Origin of the sequence: Streptomyces tubbatahanensis (assembly GCF_022699385.1) — a bacterium.
Lineage (GTDB): Bacteria > Actinomycetota > Actinomycetes > Streptomycetales > Streptomycetaceae > Streptomyces > Streptomyces diacarni.
This window is the reverse complement of sequence record NZ_CP093846.1, coordinates 3,245,109-3,269,437: the sequence shown is the minus strand read 5'-3', so window position 1 is coordinate 3,269,437 and position 24,329 is coordinate 3,245,109. Positions and strand designations below refer to the sequence as shown.

The 24,329-nt window shown below is 72.5% G+C and carries 21 protein-coding genes; 14 read left to right on the top strand and 7 right to left on the bottom strand.

The features are described from left to right. Positions 1–107: 107 nt before the first annotated feature. From MMF93_RS13945 to MMF93_RS13930, 4 genes are all read left to right on the top strand, one after another. On the top strand, positions 108–1,235 hold the full coding sequence (locus MMF93_RS13945) for an energy-coupling factor ABC transporter permease (protein WP_242751606.1): 1,128 nt from the start codon (positions 108–110) through the stop codon (positions 1,233–1,235). Between the two features lie 19 nt (positions 1,236–1,254). Further along, positions 1,255–2,019 carry a cobalt ECF transporter T component CbiQ gene (gene cbiQ / locus MMF93_RS13940; RefSeq protein ID WP_242751605.1) on the top strand — a complete coding sequence of 255 codons (765 nt, stop codon included), beginning with the start codon at positions 1,255–1,257 and terminating at the stop codon, positions 2,017–2,019. Then, complete coding sequence (locus MMF93_RS13935) at positions 2,007–2,801, top strand: energy-coupling factor ABC transporter ATP-binding protein (protein ID WP_242751604.1); 795 nt, start codon at positions 2,007–2,009, stop codon at positions 2,799–2,801. Before cbiQ ends, MMF93_RS13935 begins: the two co-directional genes overlap by 13 nt. Before the next feature lie 176 nt (positions 2,802–2,977). Further along, positions 2,978–4,231: a serine hydrolase domain-containing protein gene (locus MMF93_RS13930; protein WP_242757553.1), complete on the top strand. Its 1,254-nt coding sequence runs from the start codon at positions 2,978–2,980 to the stop codon at positions 4,229–4,231. Between the two features lie 72 nt (positions 4,232–4,303). Here the strand turns inward: MMF93_RS13930 and MMF93_RS13925 are convergent, their stop codons facing one another. The 5 genes from MMF93_RS13925 to rsmI form a co-directional block, all read right to left on the bottom strand. Next, complete coding sequence (locus tag MMF93_RS13925) at positions 4,304–5,245, bottom strand: 4-(cytidine 5'-diphospho)-2-C-methyl-D-erythritol kinase (protein ID WP_242751603.1); 942 nt, start codon at positions 5,243–5,245, stop codon at positions 4,304–4,306. 12 nt (positions 5,246–5,257) lie between these two features. Then, positions 5,258–6,145, bottom strand: coding sequence for a 16S rRNA (adenine(1518)-N(6)/adenine(1519)-N(6))-dimethyltransferase RsmA (gene rsmA / locus MMF93_RS13920; protein ID WP_242757552.1), 888 nt, complete (start codon positions 6,143–6,145; stop codon positions 5,258–5,260). Positions 6,146–6,320: 175 nt separating this feature from the next. Further along, positions 6,321–7,199 carry a TatD family hydrolase gene (locus tag MMF93_RS13915; protein ID WP_242751602.1) on the bottom strand — a complete coding sequence of 293 codons (879 nt, stop codon included), beginning with the start codon at positions 7,197–7,199 and terminating at the stop codon, positions 6,321–6,323. A gap of 26 nt (positions 7,200–7,225) precedes the next feature. Beyond that, positions 7,226–7,525, bottom strand: a complete 300-nt coding sequence (locus MMF93_RS13910; protein ID WP_423835420.1) for a hypothetical protein — start codon at positions 7,523–7,525, stop codon at positions 7,226–7,228. 353 nt (positions 7,526–7,878) lie between these two features. Next, positions 7,879–8,754: a 16S rRNA (cytidine(1402)-2'-O)-methyltransferase gene (gene rsmI / locus MMF93_RS13905; RefSeq protein WP_242751601.1), complete on the bottom strand. Its 876-nt coding sequence runs from the start codon at positions 8,752–8,754 to the stop codon at positions 7,879–7,881. 59 nt (positions 8,755–8,813) lie between these two features. Here rsmI and MMF93_RS13900 point away from each other — a divergent pair, with 59 nt between their 5' ends. The 8 genes from MMF93_RS13900 (at position 8,814) to MMF93_RS13865 (ending at position 19,613) form a co-directional block, all read left to right on the top strand. Then, entirely contained in the window at positions 8,814–10,610 is a 1,797-nt protein-coding gene (locus tag MMF93_RS13900; protein ID WP_242751600.1) for a dolichyl-phosphate-mannose--protein mannosyltransferase, read from the top strand. Between the two features lie 42 nt (positions 10,611–10,652). Next, positions 10,653–11,087 (top strand): TIGR03668 family PPOX class F420-dependent oxidoreductase, encoded by a 435-nt coding sequence (locus MMF93_RS13895; protein ID WP_242751599.1) that lies wholly within the window; start codon positions 10,653–10,655, stop codon positions 11,085–11,087. A 313-nt stretch (positions 11,088–11,400) separates the two neighbouring features. Continuing rightward, positions 11,401–13,047, top strand: a complete 1,647-nt coding sequence (locus MMF93_RS13890) for a penicillin-binding transpeptidase domain-containing protein (RefSeq protein ID WP_242751598.1) — start codon at positions 11,401–11,403, stop codon at positions 13,045–13,047. Positions 13,048–13,168: 121 nt separating this feature from the next. After that, a complete protein-coding gene (locus MMF93_RS13885; RefSeq protein ID WP_242751597.1) occupies positions 13,169–13,657 on the top strand; it encodes a YbaK/EbsC family protein in 489 nt (162 codons plus the stop codon). Then, complete coding sequence (locus MMF93_RS13880) at positions 13,654–14,517, top strand: DMT family transporter (protein WP_242751596.1); 864 nt, start codon at positions 13,654–13,656, stop codon at positions 14,515–14,517. Before MMF93_RS13885 ends, MMF93_RS13880 begins: the two co-directional genes overlap by 4 nt. A 94-nt stretch (positions 14,518–14,611) precedes the next feature. Continuing rightward, positions 14,612–16,450, top strand: a complete 1,839-nt coding sequence (locus tag MMF93_RS13875; protein ID WP_242751595.1) for an ABC-F family ATP-binding cassette domain-containing protein — start codon at positions 14,612–14,614, stop codon at positions 16,448–16,450. Positions 16,451–16,805: 355 nt separating this feature from the next. Further along, positions 16,806–18,665, top strand: coding sequence for an outer membrane protein assembly factor BamB family protein (locus MMF93_RS13870; RefSeq protein ID WP_242751594.1), 1,860 nt, complete (start codon positions 16,806–16,808; stop codon positions 18,663–18,665). Between the two features lie 270 nt (positions 18,666–18,935). Further along, positions 18,936–19,613 carry a LuxR C-terminal-related transcriptional regulator gene (locus MMF93_RS13865; protein ID WP_242751593.1) on the top strand — a complete coding sequence of 226 codons (678 nt, stop codon included), beginning with the start codon at positions 18,936–18,938 and terminating at the stop codon, positions 19,611–19,613. Between the two features lie 123 nt (positions 19,614–19,736). On the opposite strand, the gene MMF93_RS13860 is transcribed toward MMF93_RS13865, so the two are convergent. Together MMF93_RS13860 and MMF93_RS13855 are read right to left on the bottom strand one after the other, a co-directional pair. Continuing rightward, a complete protein-coding gene (locus tag MMF93_RS13860) occupies positions 19,737–20,114 on the bottom strand; it encodes a hypothetical protein (protein ID WP_242751592.1) in 378 nt (125 codons plus the stop codon). A gap of 28 nt (positions 20,115–20,142) precedes the next feature. Next, positions 20,143–21,813: a sodium:solute symporter family protein gene (locus tag MMF93_RS13855; RefSeq protein ID WP_242751591.1), complete on the bottom strand. Its 1,671-nt coding sequence runs from the start codon at positions 21,811–21,813 to the stop codon at positions 20,143–20,145. Between the two features lie 280 nt (positions 21,814–22,093). Between MMF93_RS13855 and galT the strand changes: the two genes are divergently transcribed. Next, positions 22,094–23,344: a galactose-1-phosphate uridylyltransferase gene (gene galT / locus MMF93_RS13850; RefSeq protein WP_242751590.1), complete on the top strand. Its 1,251-nt coding sequence runs from the start codon at positions 22,094–22,096 to the stop codon at positions 23,342–23,344. Further along, a complete protein-coding gene (galE, locus tag MMF93_RS13845; protein WP_242751589.1) occupies positions 23,341–24,324 on the top strand; it encodes a UDP-glucose 4-epimerase GalE in 984 nt (327 codons plus the stop codon). The genes galT and galE overlap by 4 nt, the downstream gene beginning before the upstream one ends. The last annotated feature ends 5 nt before the right edge of the window (positions 24,325–24,329 follow it).

The following is a 24,329-nucleotide window of genomic DNA, read 5'->3' as shown; positions in this document are numbered from 1 at the left end:
TCTTCTCTTTGCTTGTTCTCCCTCTTGCAAGTTCTTTGCATGTGAGCGCTATTCTCAGAAAGCTGAGCCGTCACCGGCTGTGCCGTCGTGAGAAGGGGTGCCTCCCCATGCACGTGCCTGATGGATTCATCGACGCCCCCGTCTCGGCCGGTACGGGCGTGTTCGCCGCCGTGGCTGTCGCTGCCTCCCTGCGTGGCGCCCGGCGCGAACTCGGTGGCGGTCTCGGCGAGGCGGGGGAGCGGACGGCGCCGCTGGCGGGCCTGGTCGCGGCGTTCATCTTCGCCGTGCAGATGCTCAACTTCCCGGTGGCTGCCGGGACGAGTGGGCATCTGCTCGGCGGGGCACTCGCCGCCCTTCTCGTGGGCCCCTGTACGGGCGTGCTGTGCGTGTCCGTCGTGCTGCTGCTCCAGGGGGTGCTGTTCGCGGACGGTGGGCTGACGGCGCTGGGGACGAACATCACGGACATGGGTGTGGTGACCGTCCTGGTCGCTTACGGCCTCTTCCGCGCGCTGCTGCGGGTGCTGCCGCGCAGGCGTTCCGCGGTGACGGTCGCGTCGTTCGTCGCCGCTCTGGTTTCCGTGTCGGCCGCCGCCGTGGCGTTCACGGCTCTGTACGCGCTGGGCGGGACGACCGACGTGTCGTTGGGCAAGGTGTTCGCCGCCATGGTGGGGGTGCACGTGCTCATCGGTGTCGGCGAGGCCGTGATCACGGCGGCGACGGTGGGCGCGGTGGTGGCCGTCCGTCCCGACCTGGTGTACGCCGCCCGTGACCGCCTGTCCGTCCGCCTGGAACTCCGCCCCTCCCCACTCGCGCCCACACCGGAACGAACAACCGCACCCGCGCGGGAACCCGCACCCGCGTCCGCGAAGGCCCCGTCCCGCCGTTCCGCCCGCTCCCTCTGGCTCGCCGGCCTGGCGGTGACCGTCGTGTGCGCGGGCGGGCTGAGCTTCTACGCGTCGGCCAGCCCCGACGGGCTGGAGAAGGTCGCCGCCGACAACGGCATCGACGAGAAGGCGGAGGACCACGCCGCCGAGGGCTCGCCGTTGGCCGACTACGGCGTCGAGGACATCGCCAACGGCCGCCTGTCCGGTGGGCTGGCGGGCGTCATCGGAGCCGGCGCCACCCTCGCGGTGGGCTCGGGCGTGTTCGTGGTGCTGCGCCGTCGGCGCCGAGGCGCCGACGGGAGCGTGTCGGCGGAGGCCAAGCAGCCGGCCGACGTGTCCGCCGAGCGCTGAGCAGCGGGGCCGCGGCGAGATGGGTACGGGACACGCGCACAAGCTCTACAAGGACGTGCGATCGCCCGTGCACGCGCTGCCCGCGCACTGCAAGCTGGCGGCGGTCTTCTGCTTCGTCGTCCTCGTGGTCGTCACGCCGCGCGAGGCGGTGTGGGCGTTCGGCGCGTACGCGGCGCTGCTCGCGGCCGTGGCCGCGGTCTCGCGGGTGCCGCCGCGGCACCTGCTGACGCGCATGGCGATCGAGGTGCCGTTCGTGGCGTTCGCGGTGCTGCTGCCACTGGTCGCCGAGGGGGAGCGGGTCACCGTGCTGGGAGTGTCGCTGTCGGAGTCGGGGCTGTGGGGCGCGTGGAACGTGCTCGCCAAGGGCACGCTCGGGGTGGCGGCGTCGGTGCTGCTCGCCTCGACGACCGGGCTGAACGCGCTGCTGCTGGGGCTCGCGCGGCTGCGGATGCCGCCGCTGCTGTGCCAGATCGCCACGTTCATGGTGCGCTACGCGGACGTCATCAGCGCGGAGATGCGCCGGATGCGCACCGTCCGCGTCTCGCGCGGCTTCGAGGCGCGCGGCCCACGGCACTGGGCGGTGCTGGCCAAGTCGGCCGGGTCGCTGTTCATCCGCTCCTACGAGCGGGGCGAGCGGGTGCACCTGGCGATGCTCAGCCGCGGCTACACCGGCACCATGCCGCCCGCTCTCGGCGACGGTCCCGCGGCCGGCGCGCAGTGGGCCCGCTCGGCGGCGCTGCCGCTCGCCGCTCTCGCGATCTGTGTGACGGGATGGACTCTGTGAACCGTGCCGCTTACCCCGCCGACGGCGCCGCTGTGCCCTCCCTGGAGGTGCGGGGGCTGGCCTACGCCTATCCGGACGGCCATCAGGCGCTGTTCGGTGTCGATCTGACGGTGGAGCGCGGCCAGCGTGTCGCCCTGCTCGGCCCCAACGGCGCGGGCAAGACCACGCTGGTGCTGCACCTCAACGGCATCCTGACGCCGGGTGCCGGTTCGGTCACGGTCGCCGGGCTGCCGGCCACCCGCGCGAACCTGGCGGAGATCCGGCGCCGCGTGGGCATCGTCTTCCAGGACCCCGACGACCAGTTGTTCATGCCCACCGTGCAGGAGGACGTCGCTTTCGGCCCCGCCGCCGCGGGACTGCGGGGGGCGGAGCTTCGAGAGCGGGTCGAGGAGGCGCTGGAGCGGGTGGGGATGGCGGAGCACGCCCACCGGGCGCCGCACCACCTCTCGTTCGGGCAGCGGCGACGCGTCGCGGTGGCCACCGTGCTGGCCTCCCGTCCGGAGATCCTCGTTTTGGACGAGCCGTCCTCCAACCTGGATCCGGCGGCCCGCCGCGAGCTGGCCGATCTCCTCGGGGCGCTGGAGGTGACGGTGCTGATGGTCACCCACGACCTGCCGTACGCGCTTCAGCTGTGTCCGCGTTCCGTCGTCCTCGGTGACGGCGTCCTGGTGGCCGACGGCACCACGCAGGAACTGCTGGCGGACACGGAGCTGATGCGCGCGCACCGTCTGGAGCTGCCCTTCGGCTTCGACCCCCGTTCGGTGACAGCCCCCGTCGCATAGCGTCCGCGGGCGCGTAGGACCATGGGGGCGCGGCGCACGAAACCGTCCCAAGGCGACAGGCAACGCCCCAAGGCGACAGGCGCCCCCAAGGCGACAGGAGCGAATCAGACGTGGCGAAGGTCGTTCACTCAACGACGGCGGTGCCCGGTCCGCCGGCAGCGGCGGCGGGCACGGCGGTGACGGTGCACGGCACGGTGGCGAAGGGGTACGAGCCCGTCAGGGACGCCTTCGTACGCAACTTCGCCGAGCGCGGTGAGCGGGGCGCGGCCGTGGCCGTGCACCACGAGGGCCGCAAGGTCGTCGACCTGTGGGGCGGCAGCACCGATCCGGCCGACCCCGGCGCCGCGCCCTGGAGCCAGGAGACCGCCGTCGTCGTCCGCTCGGCCACCAAGGGGCTCGCCGCGGCGGTCCCGCACCTGCTGCACCAGCGCGGCCAGCTCGATCTGGACGCCCCCGTCGGCGCGTACTGGCCGCAGTTCAAAGCCGCCGGGAAGGAACGCGTCCTCGTCCGCCATCTGCTCGCCCACCGTGCGGGTCTGCCCGCCGTGGACGTCCCGCTGACCCCCGAGCAGCTGCTGGACCCGTCGGCCGGGCCGCGCGCGCTGGCCGCGCAGGCGCCCGAGTGGCGCCCCGAGGAGGGGCACGGCTACCACGCGCACACCTTCGGCTGGCTGCTGGCGGAACTGGTGCGCCGGGCCAGCGGCGGCCGCAGCCTGGGCCGCTGGTTCGCCGACGAGATCGCAGGCCCCGCGGGGCTCGACCTGTGGATCGGGCTGCCCGAGGAGGTGGCCGCCTCCGGGCGGGTGGCCAGGGTCGCCGAGCTGACGGCGCCGGAGCCCGCCCCGGGGACGCTGCGGACCCGGCCCAAGCGCGCGGTGACCGACGCCTACGCCGATCCGTCCTCGCTCACCCGCCGCGCCTTCGACGCCGTCGAGCCCCGGCCCGACGAGAACGCCCCCGCCTACCGCGCGGCCGAACTCCCCGCCGCGAACGGCATCGCCACGGCCCGCTCCCTGTCCGCCTTCTACGCGGCGCTGATGGGCCCTGTGCCGGCCGAGTCCGCCGAGTCCGCCGATGCGGCCGGCTCCCGGACGGACTCCGGCTCCGGTGGGAGCGTGCGGGAGGGCGTTCGCCGGCTGTTCACGCCCGCGACGCTCACCCAGGCACGGTCGCAGGAGGCGGTGGGCCCCGACCGGGTGCTGATCGTGGGCACCCGTTTCGGCCTCGGCTACATGCTGCACGGTTCGGCCTGCCCGATGCTCGGCCCCGGCTCCTTCGGGCATCCGGGCCGCGGCGGCTCGCTGGGCTTCGCCGACCCGGAGTCCGCCCTCTCCTTCGGCTATGTCACCGGGACCCTGCACCGCTCGGTCACCAGCGATCCCCGCGCCCAGGCACTGGTGAGGGCACTGCGCACGGTGACCCCGGCCTGACGGCAGTGCGGCCTGACGGCAGTGCGGCCCGTCGGCGTCAGTGGGCGGTGACGCCGTCGGGACGGCGGGCGCTCACACCACCGTCGCGCCCGGTGCGGGCCCCGAGGTCGGCCGGGCCGCGCGGCAGGTGCCCGAGGTGGTGAGGGCGTGGGCGGTGCGGGCGGCGGAGTCCGCGTCGGGCAGCAGGAAGGCGCAGGTCGGGCCCGAGCCGGAGACCAGCCCGGCCAGGGCGCCGGCCTCCAGGCCCGCCGTGAGGGTCTCGGCCAGCGCGGGCCGCAGGGACAGGGCGGCGGCCTGCAGGTCGTTGTGCACGGTGGCGGCCAGCGCCTGCGGGTCGCCACCGCGCAGTGCCGCCAGCAGGGCCTCGGACGCGACGGGTTCGGGAACGTCGGTGTCGGCGGCCCCGGTGCCCTCCGCCTCGCGCAGCCGGTCGCACTCGCGGTAGACGTCCGGCGTGGACAGTCCGCCGTCCGCGACGGCGAACACCCAGTGGAAGTCCCCGCCCACCTCGAGCGGCGTCAGCACCTCGCCGCGCCCTTGGCCGAGTGCGGCACCGCCCGCGAAGCTGAACGGCACGTCGGAGCCGAGTTCGGCGCACAGGGCGAGCAGTTCCTCGCGCGGCGTGTCCAGGCCCCACAGCCGGTCGCAGGCCAGCAGGGCGCCCGCCGCGTCGGCGCTGCCGCCCGCCATGCCGCCCGCGACGGGGATGTCCTTGGCGAGGTGGAGGTGGACGGCCGCCTCGATGCCGTGCCGCTGGGCCAGCAGCCGGGCGGCGCGCGCCGCCAGGTTGCTGCGGTCCTGCGGGACGAGTGCGGCGTCGGGTCCCGAGACGGTCAGCCGGGGCGTCTCGGCGCGGGTGGCGCTGACCGAGTCGTAGAGGCCGACGGCGAGGAAGACGTTGGCGAGCGGGTGGAAGCCGTCGGCCCGCAGCCCGCCGACCGACAGCTGGACGTTGACCTTGGCCGGGACGCGCACGGTGACCGTCCGGGCGGGTGCTGCGGCTGGCTGGGACACGGGCGGTGCTCCTCAGTTGCTGTCGGAAGGCCGGGACAGGGGGCGCTCGGCGGGGCGGGCACCGGGGCGGTGCTCCGCGATGGCGGCGAACTCCGCGACGGTCAGCGCCTCGCCGCGCGCCTTGGGGGACACTCCGGCGGCCCGCAGCGCCTCCTCGGCGGCGGCGCCGGAGCCCGCCCAGCCGGCGAGCGCGGCCCGCAGGGTCTTGCGGCGCTGGGCGAAGGCCGCGTCGACCACCGCGAACACCTCCTCGCGCCCTGCCGTGGTGTGCGGCGGGTGCGGGCGGCGCACGAGCGAGACGAGACCGGAGTCGACATTGGGCGCGGGCCAAAAGACGTTCCGTCCGATGGCGCCGACCCGTTTCACCTCGCAGTACCAGGCGGCCTTCACCGACGGCACTCCGTACACCTTCGAGCCGGGCGCCGCGGCCAGCCGGTCGGCGACCTCGGACTGCACCATCACCAGCGTCCGCTCGATGCCGGGGAAGGTGGCCAGCAGGTGGAGCAGCACGGGGACGGCCACGTTGTAGGGCAGGTTGGCCACCAGGGCGGTCGGCGCGGGCCCTGGCAGCCGGGACACCCGCAGGGCGTCCTGGTGGACGAGGGAGAAGTGTGCGGCGCGCTCGGGCAGCCGGGCCTCGACGGTGGCAGGCAGGGCGGCGGCCAGTGCGTCGTCGATCTCGACGGCGGTCACGTGTGCCGCTGTCCGCAGCAGCGCCAGCGTCAGCGACCCGAGCCCGGGGCCGACCTCCAGGACGACGTCGTCGGCGCTCACCCGGGCGGTGCGCACGATGCGCCGCACCGTGTTCGGGTCGATGACGAAGTTCTGGCCGCGCTGCTTGGTGGGCCGCACGCCCAGCGCACCGGCCAGCTCCCGCACGTCGGCGGGCCCGAGCAGCACGCCGTTGGCGAGGGAGTCGGCGGGATGGTCGAAGGGATCCGCCTGGCCGGTGGCCCGTGGGGCGGCCGACGCGTCGGAGGCGGGCTCGGCCTGGCCCTCGGACGGGGCCGACGGCGGATCGGAAGGGGCTGCGCTCACTGCGACAGTCTAAGAGCCGGGCCGGACGCCGGTGCGCTCAGTACCCGAAGGCCCGCGCCGTGTTCGCGGCCACATGGCGGGCCAGGGTCTCCTCGGGCATGTCCTTGGTCCGCGCCATCGCCCGCAGGGTGACAGGAACGAGATACGGCGCGTTGGGGCGGCCGCGGTAGGGGGCGGGGGTGAGGAACGGGGCGTCCGTCTCCACCAGCAGCAGCTCGGGCGGCGCCGCGGCGAGCGCGTCGCGCAGCGGCTGCGCGTTCTTGAAGGTGACGTTCCCCGCGAACGACATGAAGTAGCCCCTGTCCGCGCACACGCGTGCCATCTCGGCGTCCCCCGAGTAGCAGTGGAAGACGGTCCGCTCGGGCGCGCCCTCTTCCTGAAGGATGCGCAGCACGTCCGCGTGGGCGTCGCGGTCGTGGATGACCAGGGCCTTGTTCGTGCGCTTGGCCAGCTCGATGTGGGCGCGGAACGAGCGCTGCTGGGCGGCGACGCCGTCCTCGCCGGTGCGGAAGTAGTCCAGGCCGCTCTCGCCGATCGCCAGCACCTGGGGGAGCGCGGCCAGTTCCTCGATGCCGGCCAGCGCCTCGTCCAGCAGCGCGTCCCCGCCCTCGGCGGCGAGCCGTGGCGCCTCGTTGGGGTGGAGGGCGACGGCGGCCCAGACGGGCTCCCAGGCGGCGGCCGTCTCGGCGGCCCACCGGGAGCGCTCCAGATCGCAGCCGACCTGGATGACCGTCGTCACACCGACGGCCGCCGCCGCCGCGAGGGCTTCGGCGACGGACGGCTCCTGCATGTCCAGGTGCGTGTGGGAGTCCGCGACCGGGTGGGTGAGCGGCTCGGGCGGCGGCGGGGGCGCCTGTGCGGCCCGGGCCTTCGCGGCGCTGTTCGCAGTGGTGTTCGGGGTCGCGGAGGGGGACATACCGGCGATGATAAGGCGCCGGTGTGTCACCGCTCCCAGTGGCCGGGGAGCGCCGCGTCCGCGGTCGAGACGCGCCCGGAGCGCATGATGCGCACCACGTGTCCGTCGCAGAAACGGCACGTGGGCCGGGTGAGCGGCGAGGGGACGCGTTCGCCGTCCGCGTAGTACACGATCAGGGGCCTGCCGTCGGCGTACTCGAGGTGCTGGATCTCGTAGTCCTGCTCCCAGCCGTGCCCGCACCGCATGCAGGCGAACGAGTAGGCCTCGCGCACCGTGTCGTGGCGGGTGGTGGCGATGTCCTTGTCGATGCCGCTCTCGCGCTTCATGGCAGCTCCTTCCCGGGGCACCTCCCGGCCGAAGGCGGGGGAGGGTGAGTGGTACGCCCACACCCCAGTGCACTCCTCCTACGAGCACACCGGAAGGAAAGCCGGCGGAGCTTTCTGTCTGTTTGGAGAGATTTGAGGCAAGCGTCAAGGTGCGGGGGGCTCCATGGGGCTTCCCTTTGCCTGCGCGTATGCCTGAACGCGCGGGTGTTTTACCCGCCGGGCCGCCGTGCCGCCGGGTCGCCGGGTCGCCGGGCCGCCGCGCCGCCGTGCCGCCGGGCCGCCGTGCCGCCGTGCCGCCGTGCCGCCGTGCCGCCAAGTAGACGGGCCACCGGCCGCCCGGGGCCCCCGCCGGGCTACCGGGGCCCTTCCGCCTTCGTGTGCGCGACCACCGCGTCCTTGTGCGCGACCACCGCGTCGAACACCTGCCGCTTGGGCAGACCCGCCTCGCGGGCCACCTCGGCGATGGCCTCCTTGCGCCGCTCGCCCGCCTCCTCGCGGACGGCGACCCGGCGCGCCAGCTCAGCGGCGTCGGGTGCGCCCGCCGCTGCCGCCTCGGCGCCCCGTACGACGAGGGTGATCTCGCCGCGGACGCCTTCGGCCGCCCACCGCGTCAGCTCCCCGAGCGGGCCGCGCCGCACCTGTTCGTAGGTCTTGGTCAGCTCCCGGCAGACCGCCGCCTCGCGCTCCTCGCCGAACACCTGTGCCATCGCGGCCAGCGATGCCGCCACCCGGTGCGGCGACTCGAAGTAGACCAGGGTGCGCCGCTCGTCGGCCGCCTCCCGCAGCCGGGCCAGCCGCTCGCCCTGCTTGCGGGGCAGGAACCCCTCGAAACAGAAGCGGTCCACGGGCAGCCCCGAGACCGCCAGCGCCGTGAGCACCGCGGAGGGCCCCGGCACGGCCGTCACCCGCACCCCGCGCTCCACCGCCGCGGCCACCAGCCGGTAGCCGGGGTCGGAGACGGACGGCATGCCCGCGTCCGTCACCAGCACCACCCGCGCCCCGCCCGCCAGCGCCTCGGCCAGCTCGGGCGTACGCGCCGACTCGTTGCCCTCGAAATAGGAGACGATCCGCCCGCCCGGCGTCACCTCCAGCGCCTGGGTGAGCCTGCGCAGCCGCCGGGTGTCCTCCGCGGCGACGATGTCGGCGGCGGCCAGCTCGGCGGCGAGTCGCGGCGGGGCGTCGGAAGGGTCGCCGATGGGGGTGCCGGCGAGCACGAGCGTTCCAGTCACCCGCCCATCCTCGCAGCGGCGGCGACGCGCCCGAGCACAGCGCCCCCGCGATCCCTACGATGGCCCGCGTGACGACCAGTGACACCGTGGGTGAGGCCGACCGCGAACAGGCGGGCCCCGGCGCCCCGGACAGCGGGGCGGGACCCGGCGGGGAGCGCGCGGCGGGCACGCTGCCCAGGTGGCAGGCGCGACTGCGCAGGTTCGGCTACGCCGCCAGGCCGCGGCCCGGCGTCGCCGACCGGCTGACCCCGCGCTTCCCCGCGCCCGACCCGCGCCTGGGCGCCCTGTTCGGGCTGGGCCCCGAGACGGCCGTGCGGTTGGCCCGCTGGGCGGCCTGGGGAGGGCCGCTGCTGGTCGCCCTGGTCGCGGGGGCGCTGCGGTTCTGGGACCTGGGTTCCCCGCACGCCGTCATATTCGACGAGACCTACTACGCCAAGGACGCCTGGTCGCTCATCCACCTCGGATACGAGGGGACCTGGCCGGACAACGCCAACGACCGCATCCTGGCCCACCCGCAGGAGATCCCCCTCTCGCCGGAAGGCTCCTACGTCGTCCACCCGCCCGTCGGTAAGTGGATCATCGGCCTGGGTGAGGCACTGTTCGGGCTCGACCCGTTCGGCTGGCGGTTCATGACGGCGGTGCTCGGCACCCTCTCGGTGTTCATGCTGTGCCGCATCGGGCGCCGCCTCTTCCGCTCCACGGCGCTGGGCTGCCTGGCCGGTGCCCTGATGGCCGTCGACGGACTGCACTTCGTGATGAGCCGCACCGCGCTGCTGGACCTCGTGGTGATGTTCTGGGTGCTGGCCGCCTTCGGCTGCCTGCTCGTCGACCGCGACAAGTCCCGCGCGCTGCTGGCCGCCAGGCTGCCGCGCGGCGGCACCGACGACGGCCTTGGAGAGGGCGCGCCGCTGCCCGACGCCTACGTGGGCGACCGCACCGGGCTGGGCAGGCGCCCCTGGCGGCTGCTGGCCGGACTCTGCCTCGGGCTGGCCTTCGCCACCAAGTGGAACGGCCTGTACGTCCTGGCCGCCTTCGGCATCCTGACCGTGCTGTGGGACATGGGCGCGCGCCGCACCGCCGGCGCCTCGCGGCCCTTCCTCGCGATGCTCCGCAAGGACGCGCTGCCCGCCTTCGTGTCGCTGCCCGTGCTGGCGCTGGTCACCTACGCCGTCTCCTGGACGGGCTGGTTCGCCACCTCGGGCGGCTACTTCCGCGACTGGGCGGACAAGCAGGGCGCCGCGGGCCCGTGGGGGTGGCTGCCAGGACCGCTGCGCAGCCTGTGGCACTACGAGAGCGAGGTCTACTCCTTCCACGTCAACCTCACCTCTCACCACACCTACCAGTCCAACCCGTTCAGCTGGCTGGTGCTGGGCCGCCCCGTCTCCTACTTCTACGAGTCGCCCAAGGCGGGCACGGACGGCTGCACCGACAAGGGCGAGGGCTGCGCCCGCGAAGTCCTCGCGCTGGGCACCCCGATGCTGTGGTGGGCGGCCTGCGCGGCGCTCGTCTACGTCCTCTACCGCTGGTTCTTCCGCCGCGACTGGCGCGCGGGCGCCCTGCTGTGCGGTGTCGCCGCGGGCTACCTGCCGTGGTTCGCCTACCAGGAGCGGACCATCTTCCTCTTCTACGCGGTGGTCTTCCTGCCGTTCCTCTGCCTCGGCCTGGCCATGGCGGCCGGGGCGCTGGCCGGACCGCCGGGCACGGACGAGAGACGGCGCACGATCGGCATCGTCGCCGTCGGCGTCATCGGCCTGCTCATCGTCTGGAACTTCGTCTACTTCTGGCCCATCTACACAGGACAGACGATCCCGTTGGAGGAGTGGCGGCACCGGATGTGGCTGGACACGTGGATCTGACGGAGCACCACCGGCAGGCGGGACGCCGCACCGGGAGGCGGAATGCGGCTCGGTGAGGCGGAGGCGCGGCGCAGGCTGAGCGGGGCGCGGGTGCTGCGGTTGGCGACCGCCGACCCCGAAGGGGTGCCGCATCTGGTGCCCGCCACCTTCGCGGTCGCCGGGGACACGCTGGTGACGGCCGTGGACCACAAGCCCAAGCGCCACCGCGACCTGCGCCGGCTGCGCAACATCGAGCGGAACCCCGCGGTGTGCGCGCTGGTGGACGAGTACGACGAGGACTGGACGCGGCTGTGGTGGGTCCGCGCGGACGGCCTGGCCCGCCTCGTGGACGGCGACGAGGGCGCGGCCCTGACCGACCTGCTGGTGGCCAAGTACCCGCAGTACGCGCGGCGTCGGCCCGAGGGGCCGCTCGTCGCTCTCACGCTGACGCGGCTGACGGGCTGGGCGTACGGTGAAGGGCGGCCCCCAGTCCGGTAGGGGGCGGCTCCCGGTCCGCAAGAGCACGGAATCGGCAAGCGAAGATCGCGATTCGGACACGGTGTCGGGTACCGGAACCGATCGCCACGCGCCGCTCGTCTTTCCCATGGGCCACGGGAATAGGCGGCCGCCGTACGGCGGTTCCACTCCCGGTCCCGAAACCCCGGAACCGGTGAATCGCGCACCGCACATCTCCGGACGACGGGGCTAAACGGGCATACCAGGGCACGAGCTGTCATGAGCGTGCTCTAGGGTGCCTCGCGTCAGGACTTCGGCCGCACGGGCCAAGGCGGGGTGGAGGGGCAGAACTCGGATGCGCGACACACAGAAGATGGCCGTGATCGGCGGGGTCGCGGCCGCCGTCGTCGGACTCACCGGCGTCGGCGTCTACGCCCTGGTCGGTGACGACGGTGACGGTGAGGACGGCAAGGGCACCGTCTCCGCCGCGGGCGACGGCAAGGCGCGCGAGGTCAAGAAGGGCCCCCTCAGCGCCAAGGAGGTGCGCTCCGCCGCCAAGGATTTCCTCGGCGCCTGGGCGCAGGGCGAGCCCAAGAAGGCCGCGGCCCTCACCGACGACTCCGGCGAGGCCGGCAAGGCACTGGCCGCCTTCCGCAGCAAGGCCCACGTCTCCAAGCTCGCCCTGACCCCGAAGGCGGCCGAGGGCGAGAAGGTGCCGTTCAGCGCCACCGCGGACATCTCCTACGGCAGCAAGAACGGCTCCTGGTCCTACGACTCGGCGCTGGAGATCGTCCGCGACGCCTCCACGGGGAAGCCCGTCGTCGACTGGAAGCCGTCCGTGCTCCACCCGAAGCTCAAGGAAGGCCAGTCCATCAGGACGGACGAGAAGGGCACGCCGCCCGTCGAGGCCGTCGACCGCAACGGCAAGCCGCTGGAGGCCTCCGCGCACCCCACGCTCGCCCGCGTCATCACCGACATCGGCAAGCGCTACGGCGACAAGACCGACGGCACCCCGGGGCTGCAGGTGCGCATCGTCGACGCGAAGGGCAAGACGAAGCACGTCCTGCGCCAGCTCACCAAGCCGAGCCCCGGCAAGCTCAAGACGACGCTGGACGAGGGCGTCCAGAGCGCGGCGGAGAAGGCCGTCGACGGCAAGTCGAAGGCGGCCGTCGTCGCCATCAAGCCCAGCACGGGCGAGATCCTGGCCGTCGCCAACGCCCCGGCGAAGGCCTTCAACATCGCCACGAGCGGCTCGCTGGCCCCCGGCTCCACCATGAAGGTCATCAGCAGCGCCATGCTGCTCGACAAGGGGCTCGCCTCGCCCGGCAAGGAACACCCCTGCCCCAAGTACTTCGAGTACGGCGGCTGGAAGTTCCACAACGACGACAAGTTCGAGATCAAGGGCGGCACCTTCGCGCAGAGCTTCGCCCGCTCCTGCAACACCGCCTTCATCTCGCAGGCGCCCAAGCTCAAGGACGACGACCTCACCAAGGAGGCCCGGGACGTCTTCGGCATCGGCCTCAACTGGCAGACCGGCACCGGCACCTTCGACGGCAGCGTCCCCGTCCAGTCCGACGCCCAGATGGCGTCCTCGCTCATCGGCCAGGGCGGCGTCCGGATGAACCCGCTCAACATGGCCTCCGTCGCGGCCACGGCCCAGAGCGGCACCTTCCGGCAGCCCGTCATCGTGCCCGCCTCCGTCGACAACCGCACCCTCGCCAAGGCGTCGCGCACCATGAAGCCGGGCGTCCACAAGGACCTCAAGTCCCTGATGAAGCTCACCGCGCAGAGCGGCACGGCGGCCGAGGCGATGTCGGGGCTCAGCGGCGACATCGGGGCCAAGACGGGCTCGGCCGAGGTCGACGGGCAGAAGAAGCCCAACGCCTGGTTCACGGCCTACTCCGGTGACGTGGCCTCCGCCGCGGTCGTGCCCGCCTCCGGGCACGGCGGGGAGAACGCGGGACCCATCGTGAAGAAGGTGCTCCAGGCCGCCGGCGGCTGAGCCCCGGCGCGCCCGCACCGGCCCGCCAGGTGAGCGCGGTCGGGGCCCCGGGGGGCTGCGGGGCCCCGCGCGGGGAAGGGGCGCGGCGGGCGCGCCCGCCGCTACAGGTAGCGTCCCGTACATGACGCAGTCCGCCACCGTTCACCCACGCTTCGCGCAAGCCCTGACCGCCCGCGGCCTCGACGACGTCGAGGTCCGCACGTTCCCCGACGGCACCCGCACGGCGGCCGACGCCGCGGCCGCCATCGGCTGCGAGCTCAGCCAGATCGTGAAGTCCCTCGTCTTCACGGCCGACGGGGCGCCCGTCCTCGTCCTGATGGACGGCGCCTCCCGTGTCGACGTCGGCCTGGTCCGCGACGCCCTCGGCGGCGCCGCCGTGCAGCGCGCCGACGCGGACACCGTGCGCGCGGCCACCGGTTACGCGATCGGCGGGGTGCCGCCCTTCGGGCACGCCACCGAGATGCGCGTCCTGGCCGACCGCGGCCTGCTGCGGCACACCGCCGTGTGGGCGGCGGCCGGCACCCCGCACAGCGTCTTCGAGCTCGCCCCCGCGACGCTGATCGAGCAGACGGGCGGCACGCTCGTGGACGTGCGCGAAGGCGCCGCGTGACCCCGATAGTCGTCGCCGCGGTCCTGGCCGCGGCGCTCACCCACGCCAGTTGGAACGCGCTCGCGCACGGCATCAGGGACCAGCTCCTGGCCTTCACGCTGGTCGGCGCGGGCGGTGCGCTCTGCGGCGCCGTCCTCGCCGTCTTCGCACCCCTGCCCGCCGCGGGCGCGTGGCCCGCGCTGCTCGCGTCGGCCGCCTTGCACGTCGTCTACCAGCTCCTGCTGATGCGCTCCTTCCAGATGGGGGAGTTCGGGCAGATGTACCCCATCGCGCGGGGGACGGCGCCGCTGGTGGTGACCGTGCTCGCGGCCGTGTTCGTGCACGAGATGCCGGGCCCCTGGCAGCTCGCCGGTGTGCTGCTGGCGTCCGCCGGGCTGGTCGGGGTCGCGCTGTGGGGGCTCCGCGGCAAGAAGGAGCGGGCGGGCGGTGCCCCGCAGTGGCCCGCCCTGACGGCGGCCGTCTGCACGGGTCTCGCCATCGCCTCGTACACCGTCGTGGACGGGGTCGGCGTGCGGGCCTCCGGGTCCGCGCTCGGCTACATCGCGTGGCTGATGCTGCTCGAAGGGATCGCCATTCCGCTGTGGGCGCTGGCCACCCGGCGCTCCGGGCTGGTGGCGCAGCTGAGGCCGATCGCGCTGCGCGGCCTGCTGGGCGGCGCGCTGTCCGTGCTGGCGTACGGGCTGGTGCTCTGGGCGCAGACGCGGGCGCCGCTGGCCCCGGTGGCGGCGCTGCGCGAGTCCTCGATCATCGCCGGGGCGGCCATCGGCGCGCTCTTCTTCAAGGAGCGCTTCGGCTGGCCGCGGACGGCCGCGAGCGTGCTCATGGTCAGCGGCATAGCCCTGATGCTGCACGGCACGTAGGGCAGGGCCGCGAGCCCGGCAGGCCCCGGACAAGAGCCCCTGGTCGCCGCGCGGCACGTACTACCCTTGAGGGCTGGTCCCCAACAGGAGTGAGATGGCTGTCAATCTCGTCAACCTCGAAGCCGTCACCAAGGCGCACGGCACCCGCACCCTTCTCGATGCCGTCTCGCTGGGCGTCAACGAGACCGACAAGATCGGCGTCGTCGGCCGCAACGGCGACGGCAAGACGACGCTCGTCACGGTGCTGGCCCGCCAGGAGGAGCCGGACGCGGGCCGGGTCACCCACACGGGAGGCCTCCGCCTCGGCGTGCTCACGCAGCACGACTCGCTCGACCCGCGGGCGACGGTCCGCCACGAGGTGGTGGGCGACATGGCCGACCACGAGTGGGCGGGCGACGCGAAGATCCGCGACGTGCTCACCGGCCTCTTCGGCGGCCTGGACCTGCCGGGCTTCCCGCAGGGTCTCGACACGGTGATCGGCCCGCTGTCCGGCGGCGAGCGCCGCCGTATCGCGCTCGCCCAGCTGCTGATCGCCGAGCAGGACCTGATCGTCCTGGACGAGCCGACCAACCACCTCGACGTCGAGGGGATCTCCTGGCTGGCAGGGCACCTGCGGGCGCGGCGCTCCGCGCTGGTGTGCGTCACCCACGACCGGTGGTTCCTCGACCAGGTTGCCACCCGCATGTGGGACGTGCAGCGGGGCGCCGTGCACGAGTACGAGGGCGGCTACTCCGACTACGTCTTCGCGCGCGCCGAGCGGGAGCGCATCGCGCAGCAGGAGGAGACCAAGCGGCAGAACCTGGTCCGCAAGGAGCTGGCCTGGCTGCGGCGCGGCGCCCCCGCGCGCACCAGCAAGCCCCGCTTCCGGATCGAGGCGGCGAACGCGCTGATCGAGGGCGAGCCACCGCCGCGGGACAACCAGGAGCTGATGCGGTTCGCCGGCTCGCGGCTTGGCAAGACCGTCTTCGACATCGAGGACGTGACGGTGCAGGCCGGGCCGAAGGTGCTGCTCAAGCACCTGACCTGGCAGCTGGGGCCCGGTGACCGGATCAGCCTGGTCGGCGTCAACGGGGCGGGCAAGACCTCCCTGCTCCGGGCCCTCGCCGACACCGCCCGTACCCAGGGTGAGCACCCCTCGCCGTTGGTGACCGAGGGGCGGATCAAGGTCGGCAGGACGGTGAAGCTGGCCTACCTCTCCCAGGAGGTGGCCGAGCTGGACCCGGCCCTGCGCGTCCTGGAGGCCGTGGAGGCGGTCCGCTCCCGGGTGGACCTGGGCAAGGGCCGCGAGATGACGGCCTCGCAGCTGTGCGAGCGCTTCGGCTTCGCCAAGGAGAAGCAGTGGACGCCGGTGGGCGACCTGTCGGGCGGTGAGCGGCGGCGGCTGCAGATCCTGCGGCTGCTGATGGACGAGCCGAACGTCCTGTTCCTGGACGAGCCGACCAACGACCTGGACATCGAGACGCTCACGCAGCTGGAGGACCTGCTGGACGGCTGGCCTGGCTCGCTGGTGGTCATCTCGCACGACCGGTACTTCGTCGAGCGCACCACCGACCGCGTCCACGCGCTGCTCGGTGACGGGACGCTGCGGATGCTGCCGCGCGGCATCGACGAGTACCTGGAGCGCCGCGCGCGCATGGAGGCGCGGGCCGCGCCCCCCGCCGGTGGCACCGGTGGGGCTTCCGCGGCGGAGGCGGCGAAGCCCGCGGGGAAGCCGGCCGCGCTCTCGCGTGCCGCGCAGAAGGAGATGCAGCGTATCGAGCGCCAGCTGGAGAAGGCCGAGCAGCGCGAGGCGGACCTGCACACCGAGATGGCCGAGCACGCCACCGACTTCGAGCGGGTGGCCCAGCTGGATGCTCAGCTGCGCGAGGTCAGGGACAAGCGGGAGGAACTGGAGCTGCGCTGGCTGGAGCTGGCGGAGTCCGAGGGTGCCTAGGGTTTGCCCTGCGGAATGTGGATCCGGTGAGAGGGTGCCACTGCTCGTCGCGTGCGGTCCGCGGGTGGGTCGTGGCTTGTCGCGCAGTTCCCCGCGCCCCTTCCGGGCGTACCGTCGCGCAGCGCTCTTATGCGGGCAAAGGGGGCGGTGCGGGTTCCGGATCGGTCCCGAGGTTGTTGCGAGTCGGTGTCACGGTGAACGGGGGCCGGAACCGACCCCGTGGCCGGATCGTGTCCGATGGTAGAAAGAACTTCCGCTCCGAAGTCTGCCATTGGCAGGCCACATGTCCGATTCGCTCCGCCCTACGGGGGTTTGAGGGTCCGGCGTCGGTCTGCCCGTCACGAGGGAACAGTTCATGTCGCAGCCGCCTCCGCCGCCTAGTCAGCCGCCATCAGGAGGCTTCGGCGCACCGCAGGAACCGCCACAGGACGCGCAGGGGCAGCCGTCGTACGGCTATCCCCAGCAGCCCGGCCAGCAGCCGTACGGCTATCCCCAGCAGCCGGGCCAGCAGCCGTACGGTGCGCCGCAGCAGCCTCCCCAGCCGCCGCAGGCGCCCGGTTCGTTCTCCAAGGAGCCGCCGACACCCGCGGCGCCCCCCGGCTACGGCTATCCCCAGGGCCAGGGCCAGGGCCAGGGCCACGCGGCGCCCACCCAGGCGGCGTTCGGCGCCGTGCCCCCGCCGTCGGGTCCGCCCACCCCGCCGGGGCCTCCGGCCCCGCCCGGGCCGCCGCCCGGCGGGTACGGCCAGCAGCAGATGCCCGGCGGGTACGGCCAGCAGCCGCCCGGTGGTTACCCGTACGCCAACACCCCCGGCGGCATGCCGGGCGGCGGGGGCGCCAGGAACAACTCCAAGGTCCTCATGATCGTGGCGGCCGTCGTCGCCGTCGTGCTGATAGCCGGCGGTGGCGTCTTCTTCCTGACCAAGGACGACGGCGGCGGCGGTGGCGGGGGCGGCAAGGACGATCCGAGCCCGGCCGCGGAGAAGAACCCCAACTCCCCGCCGAAGAACACCCAGGCCCAGCAGATCGTCGACATGAAGGCGCCCAGCGTCAACGACGTCACCAGCGTCGCCGGCGCGTGGGCCACCGACAAGGTCTTCGCCAAGTCCTCGGTCCACGAGATGATCCTCCAGGACCTGAAGACGAAGAAGCAGACGAAGATCTCGCTCAAGGGCAACGTCTGCGCGGCCTCCAACGAGATGACCAAGGACCACAAGGTCGCCGTCGTCGTACAGGCGACGATCTCCCCGGCGGCCGACTGCAACCGCATGGTCATCGTCGACCTGGACGCGAAGAAGATCGCCTGGGACAAGACGATGCCCAACGCCGACACCCGGTCGGTCGACAACGTCGCCATCAGCGGCGACACCGTCGCCTCCGCCTGGATCGGCGGCTCGGTCGGCTACAAGATCTCCGACAAGAAGAAGGTGTGGGAGGCCAAGCCGAGCAACTGCCGCGACAAGGGCTACCAGGGCGGCAAGTCGCTGGTCGCCGTCGTCGAGTGCGGCCGCGACTACGACAAGCCGCAGGTCTCCGTCCAAAAGCTCGACCCGGACACCGGCAAGGCCAAGTGGAAGTACGAGCCGCCCAAGGGCGTCAAGGACGTGCGGGTGGCCTCCACCGACCCGCTGGTGCTGGTCGCCGGCGCCGGTGACGAGCTGACCAGCGACGTGCTGACCGTCGGCGAGGACAAGAAGCTCAAGGCGAAGATCTCGCTGGGCGAGCGCTACAACAAGCCCTGCGAGCTGGAGGTCAACGGCTGCTACGCCATGGCGGTCGGACCCGACACCGTCTACCTGTCGACCACCGAGCACGACGGCTCCTCCGACCTGTCCGAGACCAACGAGGTCATGGCCTTCGACTTCGACACGGGCAAGGCCAAGTGGAAGTCGAGCGCGGGCGAGGACCGCACGATCATCCCGTTCAAGATGCAGGGCTCGAACGTCCTCGGCTACAAGACGCCCAGCTACGGGCACGGCGGTGAGATCGTCACCATCGAGCCGAAGAAGGGCAAGCAGACGCGTCTTTTGAAGATGCCGGCCTCCGACATCGGCCAGGGCGAGCAGGCCTTCTCGGTCGACGCCTACTCGGTCGACGCGCCGATCATCTTCGAGAACAACAGGCTCTTCCTCCAGGACACCCTGATCTCGGAGCGTCGCTCGTCCGACGACGAGACGCCGCGCCTGGCCGTCGGCTACGGACCCACCGGCGGCTGACGCGCCCCTCGCGAGAGGATTCCCGGCCCGCCACGGTGGCTCCGTGGCGGGCCGACGCGTGTGCGCGGGGTGCTCCTCGAGGAGCGCTGGGGCGCGGTGCCCTGGCCGGCTGCCCGAGGCGGAGCGTTCAAGCTCTCCCCCCGGGATTTCGCTTCGTAAGGGGAGCGGAACCGCGAGTGAGCGTGTAGCTTCCCGGAGACAGGAGGAGGGGCTGCGGAGGGGGCGCGGGGCCTTCGGCAGTGGCAGCAGTGTGTGGGGGAGCGAACTTTTATGAGCGTACGGCTCATGGTGGTCGACGATCATCGCCTGCTCGCGGAGGCCCTCGCCTCGGCGCTGAAGCTGCGCGGGCACCGGGTGCTCGCGGCGGCCGCGCCCAGCGCGGGCGCTGCCGAGTTGGTGATCAGCCGGGCGCCCGAAGTGTGCCTGCTGGGCACGGCGACGCCCGCCGAACCGGGCGTCTTCGACCCCGTCGTGCGCATCAAGAGGGAGAAACCGCAGATAGCTCTCGTCGTGCTGGGCCCGGTGCCGAGCCCGCGCGGCATCGCCGCGGCCTTCGCCGCGGGCGCCTCGGGCTACGTGCGGCACGACGAGCGGATCGAGGGCGTCGAGCGGGCCATGGTCAAGGCCCGCGCCGGTGAGGCGGCCGTCGCACCACAGTTGCTGGCGCAGTCGTTCGCCGAGCTCCTCAACCCCGCCGCCGAGCCCGACGACGAGGGGGCGCGGCTGTTGCAGATGCTCACGCCGCGGGAGGTCGAGGTCCTGGTGCGGGTCGCCGAGGGTGAGGACACCCGGCTGATCGCGGCCGGCATGGGGATCGCGCCGTCGACGGCGCGCACGCATGTGCAGCGTGTGCTGATGAAGCTGGGCGTCGGCTCCCGGCTGGAGGCCGCCGCGCTCGCCGCCCGTACGGGCTTGCTGGAGCGGGCGGGCGGCAGCGCGGGCGCCTGAGACGCGTGCGGCGCGGGCCGCGGCCCGCGCCGGGCGGCGCGGACTCACCCCCGGCGCGTGCGGCGCGGACCCGTCGCCCGTGGTGGGCGATGCGGGCCCGCGCCGGCCTCGAAGGGGGGTCTCCTACTTCCCGGAGTCCCCGCCCTCGCCGCGTTCCGTACCTGCCGTGCCGTCGTCGCCTGCCGTGCCTTCGCCGGCCTCCTTCGCCGCGTCCGGCGGCGGGATGGTCGGTGACAGGCGCAGCCACAGGAGGAAGGCCAGGCCGAGGACCAGCATGCCGATGCCGGTCCACAGGTTGATGTTGATGTCCTGGGCCTTCTTCAGGTCCTCGTCGGAGGCGAAGACGCCCGCGAGGGTGACGATCACGCCGTAGACCACGAAGAGGCCGCCGATGATGCGCCGCACGTCGAAGAGGCGGGCGGCGGTCTGGGAGCGCTGCTCCAGCTCCTCGACGTCCCTTGCCGCCTGCTGGGCGGCGGACTCGTTGCTCATGTCGCTCATTGCGCTTCAGTGTCCTTCGCGTCGCGGCTCAGAAGGAGAAGGGGATGTAGCAGAGGGCGGCGAGGATCATGGCGCCCCAGCCCAGCAGCGCGGGCTTGCGGTACCAGACGTCGTCGCCCTTCTCCGGCAGCTCGGGGGCGCCGGGCGAGCTGGTGCCGTAGACGAGCCCCGCGAGTTCCTCGGCCGGCTTGGACTTGGTGAACAGGGTGACGGCCACCATCACCACGGAGCCGACGACGAAGGCGACGATCGAGGAGACGAAGTTGGCGCCCTGGTCGGTGGGGATGTCGATGACGCCCTGCTTGTAGAACCAGAAGTAGTTCACCATCGCGGCGACGGTGCCGCTCAGCAGACCCCAGAACCCGGCGGCGGGCGTGGTCTTCTTCCAGAACATGCCGATGATGAAGACGACGAAGAGCGGCACGTTGAAGAAGGAGAACAGCGTCTGCAGGTAGTTCATGATGTTGCTGAACGAGGAGGCGATGAACGCCGTCCCCATGCCGATCAGCACACCGACGACCGTCACCCAGCGGGCTGTCTGCACGTAGTGCTCGTCGGGCCTGTCCTTCTTCAGGTAGGCCGCGTAGATGTCGTTGGTGAAGACGGTGTTGAACGACGAGATGTTCGCCGCCATGCCGGCCATGAACGCCGCCAGCAGACCGGTCACCGCGATGCCGAGCACGCCGTTGGGCAGCAGGTCGCGCATCAGCACGGGGATGGCGTCGTTGTACTGGAGGCCGTCCTTGGTCTTGCCGAGGGTGGGCTCCATGACGAGCGCGATCAGGCCGGGGATGACGACGACGGCCGGGATGAAGATCTTGGGGAACGCGGCGATCAGCGGGGTGCGCTTGGCCGCGGAGAGGTTCTTGGCCGACAGGGCGCGCTGCACCTCGGCGAAGTTCGTCGTCCAGTAGCCGAAGCTCATCACGAAGCCGAGGCCGAGCACGATGGTCAGCCAGTTGGCGCCCAGCGGGTTGCCCGAGCCGATGCCCGTGCCGTCCCAGGCGGTCATGAAGGCGTTGCCCTTCTCGCCCGAGAGGGTGTCGCTGATGCCGCCCCAGCCGCCGACCCGCTTGAGGCCCACGACGGTGAGCGGGATCAGCGCGGCGAGGATGACGAAGAACTGCAGGACCTCGGTGTAGATGGCCGAGGAGAGTCCGCCGAGCGTGATGTACGCGAGGACGAAGAAGCCCGCGATCACGATGGAGACCCACAGTTCCCAGCCCAGCAGCGCCTTGAGCACGAGCGCCAGCGCGTAGAGGTTCACGCCGGCGATCAGAACCGAGGAGACGGCGAAGATGATGGAGCTGAGCAGGTGGGACGAGGGCCCGAACCTGTGCAGCAAGAACTCCGGGACGGAGCGCACCTTCGAGCCGTAGTAGAAGGGCATCATCACCAGGCCGAGGAAGACCATGGCGGGGATGGCGCCCACCCAGTACCAGTGCACGGTGTAGACGCCGTACTGGGCGCCGTTGGCGGCCATGCCGAGGATCTCGGTGGCGCCGAGGTTGGCGGCAACGAAGGCCAGGCCGGTGATCCACGCGGGGAGCGACCGGCCGGAGAGGAAGAAGTCGAGGCTCGTCTTCACGCTGCGCCGGGCGGCGAAGCCGATCCCGAGCACGACGACGAAGTAGATGCCAAGAAGTGTGTAATCGAGTCCGTTGGTGGGGAGCCGTAGCCCTTCGGCCAGGTGCAACATCAGTCACTCGCTTCATCGCGCGATCGGAACGATCGCGAACGTACCGACAATGCTTCGACTTTTGAAGGGACGTGTTGCAGAGGTTTGTTTGATTGTGATGATTGTTAGGGTCCAACAACAGGGAAAAGTCCCTTTGTGTCCTGGTTGGTCCCTGCGCGGTACGGGAGGGTGCTCCGTGAGGGAGGGTGTGCTGCGCGACGGGGTCGGCGTTGAACATTCTGTTGGCTCGTGGTTCCTTGTGTGCGATTATGTTTGAGGTCACAGAACGAGGAGCCACCCGGTGAAGAAGACCTCAGGCCGCCTTGCCGACGGCCGCGAGATCGTTTATTACGACCTGCACGACGACACCGCCCGCACCGCGGCCGACCAGCGCCCCATGCCGCCCGTCGAGGCGCACTCCGAGATCCGGCACGACCCGCTGCTGGACGAGTGGGTCGGCGTCACGGCACACCGCAACGCGCGCACCTACCACCCGCCGGCCGACGAGTGCCCGCTGTGCCCCTCCCGCGAGGGACGGATGAGCGAGATCCCCGAGCCGACGTACGACGTCGCCGTCTTCGAGAACCGCTTCCCCTCCTTCCACGGCGCGCCGGGTGCCGTGCGGCACGAGGACCCCGCCGCCCTCTTCCGCCACGCGCCGGGCGCCGGGCGCTGCGAGGTCGTCAGCTTCACCTCCGACCACAACGCCTCCTTCGCCGACCTCGACGAGGAGCAGGCCAGGCTCGTCCTCGACGTGTGGACCGACCGCACCGCCGCACTGTCCCGCACGCCCGGCGTCGAGCAGGTCTACTGCTTCGAGAACCGCGGCGAGGAGATCGGGGTGACCCTCTCCCACCCGCACGGACAGATCTACGCCTACCCCTTCACCACCCCGCGCACCGCGCGCATGCTGCACTCCGTGGCCGCGTACGGCGCGCGGCACCCGGGCGACAACCTCTTCGACGACCTGCTCGCCGCCGAGCTCGCCTCGGGGGAGCGCGTCGTCATCGACGGCGAGCACTGGGCCGCGTTCGTGCCCTACGCGGCGCACTGGCCCTACGAGGTGCACCTCTACCCCAAGGCGCGGGTGCCCGACCTGCTCGCACTGCCCGAGGCGGCGCGCGCGGAGTTCCCCGGCATCTACCTGGAGTTGCTGCGCCGCTTCGACCGCCTCTTCGGCGAGGACGAACCGCGCACCCCCTACATCGCCGCCTGGCACCAGGCGCCCTTCGACGGCGGTGGCGGCGGCACGGCCGGTCCCGCGGACGGCGCCGGTCCCGCGGACGGCGCCGGTGCCGACTCGGACGTCGCCGGTGCCGACTCGGACGTCGCCGGTGCCGACTCGGACGGCGGCGGTGCCGACTCGGGCGGTGGCGGGCCGCGGCGCGCGGCGCGCGAGGAGTTCGCCCTCCATCTGGAGCTTTTCACCATCCGACGGGCTCCCGGCAAACTGAAGTTCCTCGCGGGTTCCGAGTCCGGCATGAACGTGTTCATCAACGACGTGCCGCCGGAAGCAGCGGCGAAACGACTGCGGGAGGTGGCTTCTCGATGAAGTACTTGGTGACCGGCGGAGCCGGCTACGTCGGCGGTGTGGTGGCGGCACACCTGCTGGAGGCGGGACACACCGTCACCGTGCTCGACGACCTGGACACCGGCTTCCCGCAGGGGGTGCCGGAGGGGGCCACGTTCGTCAGCGGCCGCATCCAGGACGCCGCCCGCGTGCTCGACCCCTCCTACGACGGCGTGCTGCACTTCGCGGCGCACTCCAAGGTGGGCGAGTCCGTCGAGCACCCGGAGAAGTACTGGCGCAACAACGTCGGCGGCACCCTCGACCTGCTGGCCGCCATGCGCGACGCCGGCGTGCGCACACTCGTCTTCTCCTCCACCGCCGCCGTCTACGGCGAACCCGAACGCACCCCCATCACCGAGACCGACCCGGCCGCGCCCACCAGCCCCTACGGCGCCTCCAAGCTCGCCGTCGACCACATGATCAGCGGCGAGTGCCGGGCGCACGGGCTGGCGGCCGCCTCCCTGCGCTACTTCAACGTCGCCGGCGCCTACTTCGCCTCCGACGGCACCGCCTACGGCGAGCGCCACGACCCCGAGTCCCACCTGATCCCGCTGGTGCTCCAGGTCGCCCAGGGCAGGCGTGCGTCGATCTCCGTCTACGGCGACGACTACCCCACCCCGGACGGCACCTGCGTGCGCGACTACATCCACGTCGCCGACCTGGCCAGGGCCCATCTGCTGGCGCTGGAGCAGGCCGCCGAGGGCGAACACCTGATCTGCAACCTGGGCAACGGCAACGGCTTCTCCGTCCGCGAGGTCGTCGAGACGGTCCGCAAGGTCACCGGGCACGACGTACCCGAGACGGTCGCGCCGCGCCGGGACGGTGACCCGGCCGTGCTCGTCGCCTCCGCCGAGCGCGCCCGCACCGCACTGGGCTGGCAGCCCGAGCGCAGCGGGCTGGCCGAGATCGTGCAGGACGCCTGGCGGTTCGCCCAGCACGCCACGGCGGAGGCCAGGGGATGAGCCCG

Bases quoted from the DNA above. Each gene is read 5' to 3' on its own strand.
- MMF93_RS13875 (WP_242751595.1), top strand. From the start codon at position 14,612: ATGGCTGTCAATCTCGTCAACCTCGAAGCCGTCACCAAGGCGCACGGC.
- MMF93_RS13895 (WP_242751599.1), top strand. From the start codon at position 10,653: ATGCGGCTCGGTGAGGCGGAGGCGCGGCGCAGGCTGAGCGGGGCGCGG.
- MMF93_RS13910 (WP_423835420.1), bottom strand. From the start codon at position 7,525: ATGAAGCGCGAGAGCGGCATCGACAAGGACATCGCCACCACCCGCCAC.
- MMF93_RS13870 (WP_242751594.1), top strand. From the start codon at position 16,806: ATGTCGCAGCCGCCTCCGCCGCCTAGTCAGCCGCCATCAGGAGGCTTC.
- MMF93_RS13915 (WP_242751602.1), bottom strand. From the start codon at position 7,199: ATGTCCCCCTCCGCGACCCCGAACACCACTGCGAACAGCGCCGCGAAG.
- MMF93_RS13945 (WP_242751606.1), top strand. From the start codon at position 108: ATGCACGTGCCTGATGGATTCATCGACGCCCCCGTCTCGGCCGGTACG.
- MMF93_RS13900 (WP_242751600.1), top strand. From the start codon at position 8,814: ATGGCCCGCGTGACGACCAGTGACACCGTGGGTGAGGCCGACCGCGAA.
- MMF93_RS13865 (WP_242751593.1), top strand. From the start codon at position 18,936: ATGAGCGTACGGCTCATGGTGGTCGACGATCATCGCCTGCTCGCGGAG.
- MMF93_RS13890 (WP_242751598.1), top strand. From the start codon at position 11,401: ATGCGCGACACACAGAAGATGGCCGTGATCGGCGGGGTCGCGGCCGCC.
- MMF93_RS13885 (WP_242751597.1), top strand. From the start codon at position 13,169: ATGACGCAGTCCGCCACCGTTCACCCACGCTTCGCGCAAGCCCTGACC.
- MMF93_RS13860 (WP_242751592.1), bottom strand. From the start codon at position 20,114: ATGAGCGACATGAGCAACGAGTCCGCCGCCCAGCAGGCGGCAAGGGAC.
- galE (WP_242751589.1), top strand. From the start codon at position 23,341: ATGAAGTACTTGGTGACCGGCGGAGCCGGCTACGTCGGCGGTGTGGTG.
- cbiQ (WP_242751605.1), top strand. From the start codon at position 1,255: ATGGGTACGGGACACGCGCACAAGCTCTACAAGGACGTGCGATCGCCC.
- MMF93_RS13855 (WP_242751591.1), bottom strand. From the start codon at position 21,813: ATGTTGCACCTGGCCGAAGGGCTACGGCTCCCCACCAACGGACTCGAT.
- MMF93_RS13935 (WP_242751604.1), top strand. From the start codon at position 2,007: ATGGACTCTGTGAACCGTGCCGCTTACCCCGCCGACGGCGCCGCTGTG.